Below are 15,441 nucleotides of genomic sequence, written 5' to 3' on the forward strand. Positions count from 1 at the left end.
TCTACAGCTCGAAGGTGGCGAGGTGGATCTGCCGGCGCGGCACGCCGGCCCGGCGCAGCGCCCGGACCGCCTCCTCGACCAGGCCACCCGGGCCGCACAGGTAGACGTCGCGCCTGTTCAGGTCGGGCACCAGCCGGCGCAGCCCCTCCGGACTCATCACCTGCCGGGGGCCGGGGTCGTCGCGGGAGCCGACCACGTACCAGACCGAGGTGTGCCGGGCCTGGGCGAGCCAGTCCAGCTCGTTGTGCAGCAGCACGTCGGCCGGGGTGCGGGCGCGGTAGATGAGCGCCGCCCCGGGCGGCAGCTCCTCCAGCATGGCCCGCAGCGGGCCGATGCCGCTGCCGCCGGCGATCAGCAGGGCGCGCTCCCGGGTGCGGTGCGCGGCCGTGAAGGTGCCGGACGGGCCCTCCGCCCAGACCCGGGTGCCGGGGGTGAGATCCCGCAGGTCGGCGGTGTGCCGGCCGACGACCTTCACGGTGAGCCGCAGCCAGCGGCCGTTGCCCGCCGCGGAGAGCGAGAACGGGTGCGACTGCCACCAGCCGCCGGGGTTGAGGAAGCGCCAGCGGAAGTACTGGCCGCCGAGCAGGTCGATCTGGTTGAGCCGGTGCCCGGTCAGGTAGATCGAGACGGTGTCCGGGCTCTCCGCCACCACGTCGGCGACCCGCAGCCGGTGCCGCAGGTTGAAGCGCAGCGGGGCGACCAGCCGCCCCCACACCAGCGCGGCCACCACCAGCAGGTACGCGGCGATCCAGCCGGTGCGCACCGGGCCCGGCTCGTAGAGCTGGGCGCCGTTGCTGAACTGGTGGCCGTAGCCGAGCAGCAGGGCGAGGTAGCTGGTCAGGTGCAGGTGGTACCAGAGCTCGTAGGGCATCCGCCGGCGGACGCCCCGGACCGCGGTGAGCCCGACCGCCACCATGATGCCGGTCGCCACGAAGGCGGAGACCATGTCCTCGTAGTGGGTCAGCAGGGCGCCGACCTGGCCGAGGATCGAGTTGCGTTCCAGCCGGGCGTACCCGACGACCAGCAGCGCCAGGTGGGCGAGGACCGCCACCAGCAGGGTGGCGCCGAGGTCCCGGTGCACCCGGGACAGCCGCTCGCCGCCCAGCCAGCGCTCCAGGATCCCGAGCCGGCTCATCATGAGCACCTGGACCAGCAGCAGGTAGCCGGCGACCAGGCCGGTGATCCGGCCGGCCGCGGTCAGCACGTGGGTGGTGTCGGCCAGCGAGCCGGGCGGGGTGGCGAGCCACCAGGGCAGGACCGCGGCGACCAGGCCGAGCCAGAGGGCGGCGGCCAGCGCCCGCCGTCCACCCGGCCCGCGACGCGGCCGACCCGGGGGTACGGGGGCAGCCGGACGGCCGCCGTACGGGGCGGATGCCCCGCTGCGGCGGCCGGCGGCGAAGGTGTCCTGATAGGTCACGCGTACAACTTCACGGGGGTGTATTTCTGCCGGGGGAAGACCTTGTCCACCTGCGCGGTCGTCAGTCCGAACCGTCCCTGCGCGACCGACCCGTAGACGTTGAACATGTTGTTGTACTCGGGTACGTCTCCGCTGTCGAGATCGTTCAACCCGTTCCAGGTGCCCAGGAGCGAGCCGGCGAGCTTGCGCCCGGACAGGATGGTGACCACCCCGCCGTGCCCGTGGTCGGTGCCGCCCTGGTTCGAGGCGACCCGCCGGCCGAACTCGCTGGACACCATGACCGTCACGTCGGCGGCCCGGTCGCCGAGGTCGGTGAAGAACGCCGCCATCGCGTTGGCCAGCTCGTTGAGCCGGCGCCAGAGCTGGCCGCCCTCCCGGGTGCCCTGGTTCTCGTGGGTGTCGTAGCCGCCCATGCCGACCGTCGCCACCCGGACGTTCGCCCCGCCCTTGATGAGCTGGGCGAGCTGCTGGAACGCGTACCCGACGCCCTCGTACTTCACCCCGGCGGCGGCCGCGTACGGCTTCGCGGCCAGCTTCTGCGCGGTGGCCAGCGCGCCCATGCCCTCGATGACCGCCTCCTCGACCGGGTGGTTGATCCCGGTGAACAGGCCGCGGATGGCCTTCTCGGTCGCCGCGCGGTACTTGTCGTCGCCGTTGAGCCGCAGCTCCCCGACGTTGTTGAGGGAGATCGCGCCGTTCACGCCGACCAGCGAGCGGGGCAGGGTGCTGCCGATGCCGACGCTGCGGAACGCGGTGCCCTTGCCGAGGGTGTCGACAAGGCTGTCCAGCCAGCCCCGGCCGCCGGTCTCGCCGGGCAGGCCGCCCAGGTTGCAGGCGTCGGCGGCCTGGAAGTGGCTGCGGGACAGCCGCGGGTCGGACACCGCCGGCACGAAGCCGAGCTGGCCGGCCTTCAGCCACTTGTCCAGCGGGGCGAACGCGCTGGTCAGCTTGAAGCCGCGGCCGAGGGCCAGCGAGTCGTTGCCGAGCAGCAGGTCGGGGCGGGCCTTGCCGAGCACCGGGTCGTCGGCCGGGGCGACCAGGCTCAGCCCGTCCAGCCCGCCGTAGAGGAAGACGTGGATCAGGGTGCCGGTCTTGGTCGCCGCGAAGGACGCCGAGGTGGTGACGAACTGGGCGGTGGCCAGGGCGGTCGCGGTGGCCGCGGCGCCGGCGACGAAGGTACGCCGGGTGACGCCCCGGCCGTCCTGCTGGGCCTCCTCCAGCTCCTCCAGCCGGCGGTACCGGTCCGCCTCGGCGGCGTTCTCGGCCGCGACGATGTCGGCCTCCGCGCGCAGCAACGCCTCGGCCGGGTTGTCGGCCAGCCGGCGCAGGTCGGGGCATTCGGGGTGCAGGGGGTACGGGTTCACGGTCATCTCCATCGAATGCCTCACCGGAGGTGGTGCTGGGGGGACGCGAGGATCGTCCGCGCGACCGCGGCGATGGCCCCGTTGAAGGTGGCGTCGACCTTGGTGCCGGCCGACACCCCGGCGACAGCGAGCACGAGGGCCTTCTCCTTGGCGCTCAGCTTCTGGTGCACCAGCCGCTGGGCCAGCGCGTCCACGTACGCCCCGGCGGTCGTCGGCGGCTTCGCCACCAGCTTCTCCGGCCGGACGTAGGTGAACTGCTTGCGGTAGGCGCCGATCAGGTCGCCGGCCTCGTTCCAGCCGTCGACCATGGTGCCGGCGGAGGTCCAGGCCACGTAGACGTCGGCGTAGCCGTCCGGGGTGGGCTTGCCCATCGGGTACTGGCCCAGCTCGCGCAGCTTGTCCTGGATCTGCCGCAGCCCCTGGGCGAACGGGGTGCGCCGCTTGTCGCCCTCGAAGCCCGCGGACGCCTCCGGCCCCACGCCCAGCGACCGGTAGGTGGCCACCAGGTACTCCATCGGGCGGCGGACCTTCTGCCCCACCGAGGCCCAGAACTCCGACGAGCTGAACAGCGTGGCCAGCACCGGCCGGATCTGCCCCTTGTTCGTCGTGTACGCCTTGGCCAGCCGGTCCACGAGGGACTTCGGCGGGGTGTCCGAGACGAACCGGGTGGCGAGGCTGCTCGCCACGTACCGGGCGGTCGAGGCGTGCAGCGCGATGTAGGTGATGTACTGGTCGATCACCTTGTCGGCGACCTTCGGGTCGGTCGAGTTGTTCGCGTGGCTGAACCCGAGGATCTTGACCTTGCCGACGTAGTGCCGCTCCGGGAAGAACCGGTACCTGCCGTCGGCGACACCCCGTCCGGTCTGCAGCATGGCGGCCTGGCGGACGTCCTTCTCGGTGTAGCCGCCGTCGACGCCGACCGAGTAGAGCTCCAGGTTCTCCCGGGCCAGGTTCTCGTTGACCGCGTCCTTGCGCGAGTCGGTCTGGTTCAGGTAGATGAGCAGCGCCGGGTGCTTGTTGGCGGCCACCAGCATCTCCGGGTAGCTGCCCAGCGCGTGCTTGCGGATGACGTCCTGGTCGAAGGAGTTGCGGTAGATCTCGCCGCCGTCGAAGTCGGCCGCCACGTGCAGGAAGTCGTTCCAGAAGTCGACCATCACCTCGAAGAGCTGGCGGTCCGACCAGATCTGCCGGGCGATGGTGGCGTCCACCGTCTCCCGCTCCGGCTGGGCGCCCCGCTCGTTGAGCTGGTCCCGCTGGTCGCGCAGCTGGGTCGGGGTCAGCTTGAGGGTCGGCAGCTCGGCCAGCTTCAGCTCGGCCTTCGTGGGCGCGATCTTCTCCGGCTGGAGCTGCAGGCGCAGCCAGTCGTCGATGCCGAGCCGCTTGATGTCGGCGAGCACCTTCGGCGTCGGCCCGAACGTGGTCCGGCTGGCCAGGTGGCGGATCGGGTCCTTGGCGAGCACGGTCTTGACGGTCACCTCGGTCGCCGCCGCGGCGGCCGCCGGGCTGGCGAAGACCCGGCCGCCGGCGGGCGCGTTGCGCTTGAGCGCCGCGCCGGCCCGGGAGCCCATGTAGCTCTCGTTCTGCTCGGTGTAGGTGCGCACCGTGCTGGGCTGCTGGCCGCTCGGGCGGGCGGCGGTGCCGTCGGTGACCACGGTGCCGGTCGCGTCGCCCGCCACCGGGTCGTCCGAGAACAGGCCCCGGATCTGCGGGGACAGGAGGGCCGCGCCACCGGCGACGACCGCCGCGCCACCGATCGCGGCGAGTGCCCGCCGCCGGCCGCGGCGCGGCTCGTCGTCGTCGTCCAGGTTGGGCAGTCCCGGTGCGGGCGGCGGGGCGTACCCGCCGGACGGCTGGGGGTGGTGGCCACTGGCGAAGCCGTCGGGCCCGACCCACTGCGGGCCGGACGCGGGCGCCGCGGAGGTGGGGTAACCGCCGGGACCGGCGTACGGCATGGCGTTGTCGCGGTACCCGTCCGGATGGGGGTGCTGGTATCCGTCCCAACCGCGATCGTCCCGGGGTCGACGCGGTGGCACGTTCAGGTCGGCCATGTAGCTTCCCGTTTTCTTCGAGCGCCGGCACGCCTGCGACCCGGGGGTGGGCGGAGGGGCGGCGACGGTTGCCGGAGGAGTTGCTACGGGAAAGTAACCACGCGTCTCCGGGCGCTCAAGGCGCGCCGACGGCGGCCGCGAGGGCACTTAAGACGGTGCTCAGGCCGGCCGGCGGAACCCCGGGGCGACCGTCGATGCCCGGCGGCCTCCGGAGCAGGGGCGACCCGGGCGGTCCCCGCCCGGACGTGACGTTTCCGCCCCTCGCGACGCTGCTGGCGGCGTTCAACCGCTGAGGGAAACTTAAGGCACGGATAAGCCTGCGCTGAGGTGTCCGGCCGGTGCGTGCGCACCTGTCCGGCCCCGCCGAAAGTAGCGGTGGGAGCAGCGCGTGACCCGCCTCCGTTCCGGGTATGCCGCCGAACCGCTGAAGCCGTGAGGGGAAGGCACCGCCATGCTCAGCAAAGAGGATCAGCGCAGGTTCGAACAGATCACCCGCCAACTGCGGGAGAGTGACCCGCAGTTCTTCGCCCGGCTCGACCACCGGGCCCGGGGCCGCCGAGGCCGGTACCTGATGCTGTTGACGATCGTGCTGTGGGCCTCGCTGCCGGCGATGACCGTACTGGCCGGGCGAATGGCCGGCGCGATCTGCGCCGTGGTGCTGCTCGCCAACGCCTGCCTCATGTGGCGGTTCCGCCGACGCTGGCTATGACGGCGGCGCCGCCGGCGACGGTCAGCCCGGGTCCGGCCCGGCCTCACCGCGGCCGAACTCCCGGTACGCCCGGCGGAGCCGCTCGACGAGGCCGGGGCCGCCGATCGCGGCCCCCGGCGGGCCGAGCTGGCGCAGCAGCAGCTCCGGCCCGGTGGCCAGGGTGGGCGGCCGGTCCGGCAGCGCCACCGGGGACACCCAGAACCGGTCGACCTCGTCGTCCGGCGGGACGGCCGGCAGCCCCGCCAGCACCCGTCCCGCACCGGCCACGGGCCGCGCCGGCCCGGAGTCCGCGTCCGCCGGCACGACCGGCCCGTCCGGGGCCACCGCCGGGGCGGCCGGCGCGCCGCCGGGGTCGGCGGCGCCGCGCAGCGTACGCAGCCGGTCGAGCAGCGCGCCCCGGGACCGCCCACGCCAGTGCAGGAGCTGGAACGGGTCGGCGTCGAACGCCTCCGCGAGCAGGTAGAAGGTCGCCGCGAGGTGCTTGCACGGCACCGCGAAGTCGGGGCAGCCGCAGTGCTGGTCCAGCTCACCGATCGTGGCCGGGAAGAGCGGCGCGTCCGCCGCGGCGAACAACTCCTCCAGTTCGGCCGGCAGGTCACCGGAGAGCAGCCGGGCGCTGAAGAACGCCTGCCCGGCCAGCTCCGCCTCGATCCGCTCCCACACGCCGTCCGGGTATGCGGCCAGCCCGATCCGCACCGGATAGGGATCCGGCCGGGACCCCTGCACGGCGGCGGTGACCAGCCCCGGCGCGACGTCGAGCCGGAGCACCTGCCCCCGGCGCGCGTACGCCCGGCCCCGGGTGAGCCGGGTGCCGAGCGCGAAGGACTCCAGCACCTCCAGGAAGCGGCGGGACCACCACGAACGCCCGATCGCCCCCTTGGTGCTGCGCGCCTTGAGCCCGCCCTCCACCCGCCGGGGCGGGCCGAACCCGGCGAAGCGCGACCCTCCGTCCGGTGTGGTCACTCGACCACCGCCCCGGACTCCAGCGCGAACAGCTCCCGCAGCGTGTCGGTGGACAGCTCGGTCACCCACTGCTCGCCGCTGCCCACCACCCGCCGGGCCAGGCTCCGCTTGTCGGCGATCATCGCGGCCACCTTCTCCTCGACCGTGCCGGCGCAGACGAACTTGCGGACCTGCACCCGGCGGCGCTGGCCGATGCGGAACGCCCGGTCGGTCGCCTGGTCCTCGACGGCCGGGTTCCACCAGCGGTCCACGTGCACCACGTGGTTCGCCGCCGTCAGGGTGAGCCCGGTGCCGCCGGCCTTGAGGGAGAGCACGAAGAGCGGCGGGCCCGCCGGGGACTGGAAGCGGGTCACCATGGCGTCGCGCTCGGCCTTGCCCACCCCGCCGTGCAGGAGCAGCACCTCCCGCCCGGTACGCGCCGACAGGTGGCCGCGCAGCATCCCGCCGAACTCGGCGTACTGGGTGAAGAGCAGGGCCTTCTCCCCCGCCGCGAGGACCTCGTCGACGATCTCCTCCAGCCGTTCCAGCTTGCCGGAGCGGCCGGGCAGGGCGGAACCGTCGTGCAGCAGCTGGGCGGGGTGGTTGCAGACCTGCTTGAGCCGGGTCATGGTGGCCAGCACCAGCCCGCGCCGTTCGATGCCGTCGCTGGACTCGATCTTCGCCATCATGTCGTCGACGACGGCCCGGTAGAGCGCGGCCTGCTCGGCGGTGAGGTTGCAGAGCACCTCCATCTCCAGCTTCTCCGGCAGGTCCGTGATGATCGTCGGATCGGTCTTGAGCCGGCGCAGCACGAACGGGCCGGTGATCCGGCGCAGCCGCTCGGCCACCTCGGCGTCGCCGTGCCGCTCGATCGGCTCGGCGAACTTCTTCCGGAAGGTGGCGGCCGGACCGAGCAGGCCCGGATTGGTGAACTGCATGATCGACCAGAGGTCGGCGAGCCGGTTCTCCACCGGCGTGCCGGTGACCGCGACCCGGTGCCGCGCGGGCAGCGACCGCACCGCCTCGGCCTGGCGGGTGGAGGCGTTCTTGATCGCCTGCGCCTCGTCCACCACCACCCGGTGCCAGTCGATCCCGGCCAGCTCGTACGCGTCCCGCGCGGCCACCGAGTAGGTGGTCAGCACCAGGTCGGCGGCGTGCACGGCGGCGGCGAACGCCTCGCCCCGCACCCGTTCGGCGCCGTGGTGCACGTGGACCCGCAGGTCCGGGGCGAACTTCGCCGCCTCCCGCTGCCAGTTGCCGACCAGCGACATCGGACAGACCAGCAGCGTGGGCCCGGCCTCCGGCGGGTCGCCGGCGAGCAGCGCGAGCAGCTGGACGGTCTTGCCCAGCCCCATGTCGTCGGCCAGGATCCCGCCCAGACCGAGCGACTGGAGGAAGGCCAGCCAGGCGAGCCCCCGCCGCTGGTACGGCCGCAGCGTCCCGACGAAGCCGGGCGGCGGGTCGGCCGGGGTGAGCCGCCGCTCCGCCTCCCCGGCCAGCAGTTCGCCCAGCGCGCCGTCCGCGGCCACCTCCAGCACCGGCAGCTCGCCGGGCCGGTCGGCCCCGGCCAGCCCCATCCGCAGCAGGTCGGCCACGGTCAGCTCGCCCGAGGAGCGGAGCAGCCGCAACCCGGCTTCGAGCCGCTGCGGGTCCAGCTCGACCCAGCGGCCGCGCAGCCGGACCAGCGGCGACTTCAGCTCCGCGAGCGAGGCCAGCTCCTCGGCGGTCAGCGGCTGGTCGCCGAGGGCCACCTCCCAGCGGTAGTCGACCAGGGCGTCCATGCCGAGCCCGGCGGCGGCGACGGCGACCGTGCCGGGCGCGGTCCGGCTGCGTGCTCGCAGCCGCGCCCCGAGGCGGGAGGAGGAGCGCCGCCACCAGGAGGGCAGCAGCACCCCGAAGCCCGCCGCGTGCAGCACGGGCGCGCCCTCCCGGAGAAACCGGTGCGCGCCGTCGGCGTCCAGCTCCATCCCCTCCGGCGTGGCGGTGCGCAGCGCGGCGTCCAGCTCGGGCCAGAGGCGGCTGGCCCGGCCCAGCTCGGCCAGCAGGGTCTCCTGGGGGTCGACGCCACGGGCGGCGAGCGCGGGCGCCGGTCGCTGCCAGATGTGCGCGGCGTCGACCACCAGCCCCGGCTCGTCGGTCGGGTGCAGGCCGAACTCGACCCGCCAGGCGCCGCCCTCGACCAGCTCGGCCACCGGGTCCGCGACCGGCTCGACCAGGCGGAACGCCGCCCGTACCGGACCGCCGGCGGCGTCGCGCTGCCAGGCGTCCAGCTCGGCCCGGAGGGTGTCCAGGGCGGCCGGCTCGGCGGCGAAGGCACGCTCCGGGCCGGTGAGCGCGGCCAGCCAGGGCGGCACCGGTCCGCCCGGGCGCATGCCCCGGGGTAGCCGGGTGTCGCCGAGCGCGGCCCGGGCGGCCGCGTCGACAAGCACGTCCAGCCCCTCGGCCACCAGCTCTCCGGGTTCGACGCCGCCCGCCGCTGTGGGTGCGTCTGTTGGCGCCGGAGCGACAACAGACGCACCCGCATCCGGGGCGACGGGGTGCCAGTCGCGGGCGGCGCGGGCGGCCGGGGGCAGGGCGAGCGCCAGCGAGCGGGCCCACGCGGCGTCCGTGCCGGTGAGCAGCGGCCGCCAGACGGCCGACGCGGTCACCACGTCCGAGCCGTCGACCACACGCAGGCCCCGTCGGCCACCGTCGAGAGGGGTGGCCGGATCTGCCGGGTCAGCTTCCGCAGCCGGTTCGGTGCGGGTGGAGACCGGGGCCGGGTTCGTACCGGCGAGTCCCGGCAGGACGCGGCCGCGGGTGACCAGGTCGGCGGCGAAGCCGGCCAGCTCGGCCAGGTGCCGGAGGCTCGCCCCGGGCACCGCCTCCGCCGGCTCCAGCGCCCGGAGCAGGGCGAACGCGGCGTCCGGCGCGTACACCAGGGCGGGAACCCGCCAGCCGGCGCGGGTGACCGGGCCGCGGACCGGTTCCCCGGCGGCGGTCCGGACCAGCTCGGGCGAGTCCAGCGGCGAGCCGGCCCGGGTGGGCAGGTCGAGCAGCACGGAGGCGGGCGCGCCCGGCGGGCCGCCGAGCGCGGCGGCCAGGGTGGCGTGGTCGGCGGCGAAGGGGTGCGGCCGCTCGCGCGGGGCGCGGCCCGGCCGGCGGGACGCGCGGGCCGGGCGGGTGCTGTCCTCGGCCCAGACGGCGAGCCCGCGCCCGGACAGCCACAAGCCGTGGATGACCAGCACGCACTCCCCCTCGACGACGCCCGGGGCCAGGATAGGCGGCCGGCGCGGACTACTGTCGGCGCCATGGTCGATCTGCTCGTGATCGGCGGGTTGGGCGTGGACATCCGCGCCCGGGTGCCCGCCCTGCCGCTGCCGGCCGCCGACTCGCTGGCGGTGCCCCCGATCGAGCTGCGGGTCGGCAACACCGGGGCCGGGGTGGCGCTTGCCGCGCACGCGCTCGGCCTGCGGGTGGCCCTGGTCGACGTGCTCGGCGCCGACCCGGCGGGCGACGTGGTCCGGGCGGCGCTGGCCCGCACCTCGGTGCGCGCCGTGCTGGCCGACGCCCCGGCCGGCACCCGCCGCTCGGTGAACATGGTCGACCCGGCCGGCCGGAGGATGTCGCTCTACGACCCGCGCCCGTGGTCCGGCCCGGCGCCGTTCGCCGAGGCGGAGCTGGCCGGGCTGGTGCGCGAGGCGGCGCACGTCCACGTATCGATCATGGACTGGGCCCGGGACGCGCTGCCCACCCTGCGGGCCGCTCTCGGCGCCGGGGTGTCCCTCTCCACCGACCTGCACGACTGGGACGGCGAGAACGACTACCACCGGCCCTTCGCCGACGCGGCCGACCTGGTCTTCGTCAGCGACGTCCGGCTGGGCGACCGGGCCGGGAAGGTGGCGGCCGGGCTGGCGCCGCGGACGGTGCTGGTGACCGGCGGCGCGGCCGGCGCCACCCTGCACGGCCCGGACACGCCGCCCGTCCACGTGCCCGCGACCACCCCGCCGGCGGCCGTGGTCGACACCAACGGCGCGGGCGACGCGTTCGCCGCCGGCCTGATCGCGGCCCGGCTGCGCGGCGCCACCCCGCTCGACGCGGCCCGCTACGCCGCCCGGGTGGCCGCGGCCGCCTGCACCCACGACGGCATGGAGTATCCCGCCGGCCTGCTCCCCCGGGCCTGAGCCCGGTCAGATCGCCCCGGTCTCGCCGTCGGTCAGCTCGCGCAGGATGTCGGCGTGCCCGGCGTGCCGCGCGGTCTCCTCGACGAGGTGCACGAGCACCCAGCGCAGCGACACCTCGCCGAGCTGCGGGTGCGGCACCACGTGGTCGAGCTCGAACCGGGCGGCGACGGCCCGGGACCGGGCGCAGGCGGCCCGGTAGGCGTCGGCTAGCCCGTCCACCGTCTCCCCCGGGTCGAGCGTGAAGCTCGCCTCGGCGTCGGCCTCGCTGGTGAGGTAGACGTCGCCCGGCTCGGGGGCGAAGAGGCAGGGCAGCCAGTTCCGCTCCACCAGGGCGAGGTGTTTGAGCAGCCCGGCCAGGGTGGTGCGGGACGGCACGAGACGGCGGGCCGCCTCGGCGTCGGAGAGGCCGCGTGCCTTGCGCAGCACCGTGGCCCGGTGGAAGTCGAGGAACGATTCGAGGATCGCCCGTTCGTCGCCCGTGCGGGCGAGGACCGGACCGAGGGTGGGGTCGATCGTCGGTTCCGCCATCCCCGGAACCTAGTCGCCCGGCCCGCCGGCGCGCTGCCCCGCATCCCGCTGCGGGCCGACGATCCGCGGGGCAGGATGGGCGCATGGCATCCACGGTGCAGATCCCCCTGATGGGCGGCACGGCCGATGGCGAGGTGGTCACCGTCGAGCTGGACAGCAACGGCCGCCCGCCACTGACCCACCACCACCTCGGGCCGGAGGGGCTCGCGCACGCCCAGATCTACGAGCTCCAGTCGGACGACGAGCAGGACCGCTCGTGGGTCTACACGTTCCGGGGGCCGGCGGCCTGACGGCGGCTCAGGCCGTGACCCGGGTCAGGGCCCGCGACCGGATGCTCTCCAGCACGCCGCGGGTGACCTGCGAGGTGCCGTGGGCCTGCTCGCACACGGCGGCCACCCGCCGGGCGGTCTCGTCGGCCCGCGCGTCGCGCTCGTCCCACAACCGGTCCACCTCGGCCAGCAGCGGGCCCTCCACCTCGCGCTCCACGCCGCGCAGCGCCGGCACCCCGAGCCGCTGGGCCAGGTCGAAGACCTTCCCGGCGTACGGCAGGGGCAGGAACGGGGTGCCCATCATGGCCGCGAAGATCAGGAAGTGCAGGCGCATACCGACCGCGAGGTCGAAGTGCTTCATGAGGCCGAGGACCTGCCGGGGCGAGTAGTCGTTGTGCAGGATCCGGCCCCGCTCGGCGGCGATCATGTGCGACATCACCCCGTGCGAGTGCCGGATGTCGTCGCGTTCCATCGGCACGAAGAGCACGTACGCGTCGATCCGGTGCACCAGGAAGTCACTGATCTGGGCGAGCAGCCGGTGGTAGCCGTCGACGTCGAGGCGTTCCGCCGCCCGGCCGGGCTCGCGGACGCTCAGCCCGACCAGCTGCTTGCCGGCCGGCACGCCCTCCTCGCGCAGCCAGCTCTCCGGGAAATCCTCCGGTGTGAGCAGGAACGCCGGGTCGGCGGTGACGGTGATCGGGTTCAGCAGCCCGGCCTCCTCCAGCACCATGCGGGACTCCTGGTCGCGCACGGTCACCTCGGTGGCCTGGCCGAGGGTCTCCCGCACCATCCCGGTGTCCACCCCTTCGCTGAGCGGGCCGACCCCGACCGCGTACGTGAGCAGCGGCAGGCCACGCTCCTGGGCCACCCGCACCACCCGCAGGTAGCGCCGGGCCTCCTTGTCGTAGAGGATCCCGCCGCCGCCGAGGACGAGCAGGTCGAGCTGGGCCAGGACGGCCGACGAGTCGACCCGGCTGACGCCCTCCCAGGGCACCGCCTCCACGTCGGGGTGGGCCAGCGCGGTGTGCGCCGGGTTCCGGGAGAAGACGATGATCCGGGCATTCGGCTCCTGCTCCCGCAGGTCGGCCAGGAGCCCGGTGAGGATCGCCTCGTCGCCGAGGTTGCGACCGCCGTACGAGCCGAGCACACCGATGGTCAGTCCGGCGCCATCCGTCATCGTCGCTCCTCCCCAGGTGCGTCCCGGACGGCGTTCCCCGTCGGCTGGGGTACATGCCTGGGGCGACCCGTGCTGAAACCGGACAGCCGGTCGGCAAGTTCTCCGCTAGCCTTTGCGCCCGCGGCGGAGGGTTCGCGGCGGAACAGGAGTGCGGGATGGCGAGGCTCTCAGCCGCCAGGCTGCGCCAGGCGCGACTCTGGCTGCTGCTGGTGGGGGTCCGTAGCCGGTGGCAGCTGCGCTTCGCGCTGGCCCCGCGTCGGTGGACCTGGTATGCGGGCGTGGTCAGTCTCCTGCTCGGCCTGGTGGGCCTGGTGTCGACTCCGCTCGGATCGGTGCCGGCGTTGCTGGTCGGGCTGGCCGGGGTGCTGCTGTCCGTGATCCTGCTGGCACCGGAGTGGGCGGCCCAGCGCCGCGGCAGTGTGGCGCTCGTGCGGAGCCGGACGACCCCCACACCGCCGGCGGTGGCCCCGGCCGACCTGGTCCGGCTTCCGACCGACCGGAGCGAGGTGGCGTGGTGCAGGCCGGACGTCGACGAGGCCCTGCGCGGCGCGGACGCGGGCTATCTCTGGTCGGCCGACCGCCACGTGTTGCCGAAGCGGGTGGCCGCCCACAGCGCGGCGATACTGGCCGCCCGGGTCCGCCGCGGGACGATGTTCAACGGGCGGCTGATACGCCAGGACGACGAGCTGACGCCGGAGCTGCTCCGGAGCGGCGAGGTCCGGTTGAGCGGCACCGACTACTACTCCCTGATCTGCTCCAACTACCTCTTCGGGTGGCGGGTGGTGGATCGCCGGACCGGCACGGTCCATCTGGACGGCAGCCGCCTGCCCTACGCCGAGGACGGGCGGCTGTTGACGCTCACCGAGAGCAGGCTGGCGAACGTCATCGGGGTTTCCACGCTCGCGGTGACCAGTGACCGGAAGCTCGTGCTGTGCTGGCAGCAGCCCAAGGCCACGGTCAGCGGGGGCGGCCTCGCCGCGCCGGCGGGCTCGGGTTCGGTGGACCTGGTCGACGTGCGCGACCGGCCCCCGGGGGAAACCTTCGTCGAGTTCCTGGCCGCCGCCATGCGCCGGGAGCTGATGGAGGAGAGCCATCTCGCCCCGCACCAGCTGGGACGGACGTGGGTGCTGGGTTACTTCCGGTGGCTCAACCGGGGCGCCAAGCCCGAGTACGTGGGCCTCACCATGCTCGACGTCTCCTCGGACGACCTCCACGACACCGACGTGCGGCTGGTGGAGACGCCGTACGTCCAGCGGCTGACCGTGGACTGCCCCATCGACCTGGAACGGCTGCGCCGTGACCCGGACTCGCTGGACTGCCTGCCCGAGGACGTGGCGGCCTGCGCCTCCATGCCGCTCTACCTGGGTCTGCGCGCCCTCGGCGTGGCGCTCGGCCGGGACGACGAGTTGGCCCGGCACCTGCGCGGGCCGTCGGCCGGGTGGCGCACCGCCGAGCCCTCCCACGACGCGGGGTAGCTCGGACGCCCGCTCCTCGACGGGTCCCGGCCGGCCGGGACCGGTGCCGCAACCTGGACGCGGACCGGGTCAGGCGTCCCGCCCGCCGACCAGGCGGGAGACCAGGGCGGAGACGACCTGGTCGGCGTCGAACCCGGCGTCGATCGACGTGGTGAGCAGGTCGAGCAGCAGCCCGTCGACCGCGTAGTGCAGCAGGGCGATCTCGAAGGCGCCGCCGGGCAGCCCGGCGGCGACGTGGAAGGCGACGTCGTCGGCGTACCCCCGGCGCAGCACGTCGCCGAGCGCGGCCCGCAGCTCGGGGCGGCGGGAGGCCTCCAGCCGCAGCTCGAACAGGGCCCGGGTGAGGTCGGGCTCGCGGGTGGTGCGCTCGACGATGTAGCGCAGGTAGTCGGTGACCAGCGCGAGCGAGGGCTCGCGCGCGCCGAGGTCGGCCAGCACGGCCGGGTCGGGCGCCATCCGGTCGAAGATCCGTTGGGCCAGCGCGGCGAGCAGCGCCGCGCGGGACGGGAAGTAGTTGGAGGCGGTGCCGGTGGGCACGCCCGCCTCGGCGTCCACGGCGCGGTGAGTCAGCCCTCGGGCGCCGGCGGCGGCGAGCACCCGCAGCCCGGCGTCGGCGAGCAGGGTACGGCGTTCCGGATTCCTGGCCATGCGAGCACCCTAGCAATAACCACGACAGGTGTTGTACATTCTCTCTCGACCACGACATCCGTCGTGGTTCAGTCCGGACATCGGAGTCGGTTTGCGCAAGCTCGTGTACTACGTCGCCAGCACCCTCGACGGCTTCATCGCCGCCCCCGACGGGTCCTACGACTTCCTCCCGCTGGAGCCGGACGTGGCGGCCCACCTCGTCGCCGAGTGGCCCCAGACCTTCCCCACGTTCGCCCACGCCCAGTTCGGCATCGCCTCGCCGCCGGCCGGCCGCTTCGACGCCCTGCTCATGGGCCGGGGCACCTACGACCCGGCGCTGAAGTTCGGCATCACCAGCCCCTACGCCCACCTCAAGCAGTACGTCTTCTCCCGCTCGCTGCCCCCGTCCGAGGACCCGCAGGTCGAGATCGTCGCCGGCGACCCGGTGGCCTTCGTCCGCGAGCTGAAGGCGCAGCCCGGCGGCGACATCTGGCTCTGCGGCGGCGGCCAGCTCGCCGGCCAGCTCCTCGACGAGGTCGACGAGCTGGTGGTCAAGCTGCACCCGATCGTGGCCGGCAGCGGCATCCCGCTGGCCGACCGGGGCTTCACGCCCACCCGGTTCACCCTTGTCGACACCCGGCCGTTCGACAGCGGTCTGGTGGTGCTCCGCTACACCGCCGGGGCGCGGTAATCGGGTTGCCGCGGCCGGGCCGGGTCGCGCA

General features: G+C 74.5%; 13 protein-coding genes. 5 read left to right on the plus strand and 8 right to left on the minus strand.

Going from position 1 to position 15,441, the window contains the following annotated elements; translation table 11 throughout:
- Position 1 precedes the first annotated feature (1 nt).
- The 3 genes from ACZ6PY_RS08065 to ACZ6PY_RS08075 are packed head-to-tail and all read right to left on the minus strand — an operon-like array spanning position 2 to position 4,829.
- Positions 2-1,417, minus strand: a complete 1,416-nt coding sequence (locus ACZ6PY_RS08065) for a ferredoxin reductase family protein (protein ID WP_466070283.1) — start codon at positions 1,415-1,417, stop codon at positions 2-4.
- Positions 1,414-2,787, minus strand: coding sequence for a DUF1501 domain-containing protein (locus ACZ6PY_RS08070; protein ID WP_466070789.1), 1,374 nt, complete (start codon positions 2,785-2,787; stop codon positions 1,414-1,416). The genes ACZ6PY_RS08065 and ACZ6PY_RS08070 overlap by 4 nt, the downstream gene beginning before the upstream one ends.
- 14 nt (positions 2,788-2,801) lie before the next feature.
- The gene (locus ACZ6PY_RS08075; RefSeq protein ID WP_466070285.1) at positions 2,802-4,829 is read right to left on the minus strand and encodes a DUF1800 domain-containing protein; all 2,028 of its coding nucleotides are present in this window, start codon (positions 4,827-4,829) and stop codon (positions 2,802-2,804) included.
- 451 nt (positions 4,830-5,280) lie between these two features.
- On the opposite strand from ACZ6PY_RS08075, the gene ACZ6PY_RS08080 reads away from it, so the two are divergent.
- Positions 5,281-5,538, plus strand: a complete 258-nt coding sequence (locus tag ACZ6PY_RS08080; RefSeq protein WP_262282270.1) for a DUF3040 domain-containing protein — start codon at positions 5,281-5,283, stop codon at positions 5,536-5,538.
- Positions 5,539-5,559: 21 nt separating this feature from the next.
- Here ACZ6PY_RS08080 and ACZ6PY_RS08085 read toward each other — a convergent pair whose 3' ends face one another.
- Both ACZ6PY_RS08085 and ACZ6PY_RS08090 read right to left on the minus strand, forming a co-directional pair.
- Positions 5,560-6,501 (minus strand): SWIM zinc finger family protein, encoded by a 942-nt coding sequence (locus ACZ6PY_RS08085; RefSeq protein WP_466070287.1) that lies wholly within the window; start codon positions 6,499-6,501, stop codon positions 5,560-5,562.
- Entirely contained in the window at positions 6,498-9,707 is a 3,210-nt protein-coding gene (locus tag ACZ6PY_RS08090) for a DEAD/DEAH box helicase (RefSeq protein WP_466070289.1), read from the minus strand. The genes ACZ6PY_RS08085 and ACZ6PY_RS08090 overlap by 4 nt, the downstream gene beginning before the upstream one ends.
- Before the next feature lie 63 nt (positions 9,708-9,770).
- Between ACZ6PY_RS08090 and ACZ6PY_RS08095 the strand changes: the two genes are divergently transcribed.
- Positions 9,771-10,643 carry a carbohydrate kinase family protein gene (locus ACZ6PY_RS08095; protein ID WP_466070291.1) on the plus strand — a complete coding sequence of 291 codons (873 nt, stop codon included), beginning with the start codon at positions 9,771-9,773 and terminating at the stop codon, positions 10,641-10,643.
- A 6-nt stretch (positions 10,644-10,649) separates the two neighbouring features.
- Here ACZ6PY_RS08095 and ACZ6PY_RS08100 read toward each other — a convergent pair whose 3' ends face one another.
- The gene (locus ACZ6PY_RS08100) at positions 10,650-11,171 is read right to left on the minus strand and encodes a DinB family protein (RefSeq protein ID WP_466070293.1); all 522 of its coding nucleotides are present in this window, start codon (positions 11,169-11,171) and stop codon (positions 10,650-10,652) included.
- A gap of 83 nt (positions 11,172-11,254) precedes the next feature.
- Here ACZ6PY_RS08100 and ACZ6PY_RS08105 point away from each other — a divergent pair, with 83 nt between their 5' ends.
- On the plus strand, positions 11,255-11,461 hold the full coding sequence (locus tag ACZ6PY_RS08105) for a hypothetical protein (RefSeq protein ID WP_466070295.1): 207 nt from the start codon (positions 11,255-11,257) through the stop codon (positions 11,459-11,461).
- Positions 11,462-11,468: 7 nt separating this feature from the next.
- Here the strand turns inward: ACZ6PY_RS08105 and ACZ6PY_RS08110 are convergent, their stop codons facing one another.
- Positions 11,469-12,617 (minus strand): polysaccharide pyruvyl transferase family protein, encoded by a 1,149-nt coding sequence (locus tag ACZ6PY_RS08110; RefSeq protein ID WP_466070297.1) that lies wholly within the window; start codon positions 12,615-12,617, stop codon positions 11,469-11,471.
- Positions 12,618-12,772: 155 nt separating this feature from the next.
- On the opposite strand from ACZ6PY_RS08110, the gene ACZ6PY_RS08115 reads away from it, so the two are divergent.
- Positions 12,773-14,092 carry a hypothetical protein gene (locus ACZ6PY_RS08115; RefSeq protein ID WP_466070299.1) on the plus strand — a complete coding sequence of 440 codons (1,320 nt, stop codon included), beginning with the start codon at positions 12,773-12,775 and terminating at the stop codon, positions 14,090-14,092.
- Between the two features lie 69 nt (positions 14,093-14,161).
- On the opposite strand, the gene ACZ6PY_RS08120 is transcribed toward ACZ6PY_RS08115, so the two are convergent.
- Entirely contained in the window at positions 14,162-14,740 is a 579-nt protein-coding gene (locus ACZ6PY_RS08120; RefSeq protein WP_466070301.1) for a TetR/AcrR family transcriptional regulator, read from the minus strand.
- 91 nt (positions 14,741-14,831) lie between these two features.
- Between ACZ6PY_RS08120 and ACZ6PY_RS08125 the strand changes: the two genes are divergently transcribed.
- On the plus strand, positions 14,832-15,410 hold the full coding sequence (locus tag ACZ6PY_RS08125) for a dihydrofolate reductase family protein (RefSeq protein ID WP_466070303.1): 579 nt from the start codon (positions 14,832-14,834) through the stop codon (positions 15,408-15,410).
- The last annotated feature ends 31 nt before the right edge of the window (positions 15,411-15,441 follow it).

Source organism: Micromonospora sp. NPDC048907 (genome assembly GCF_055586885.1).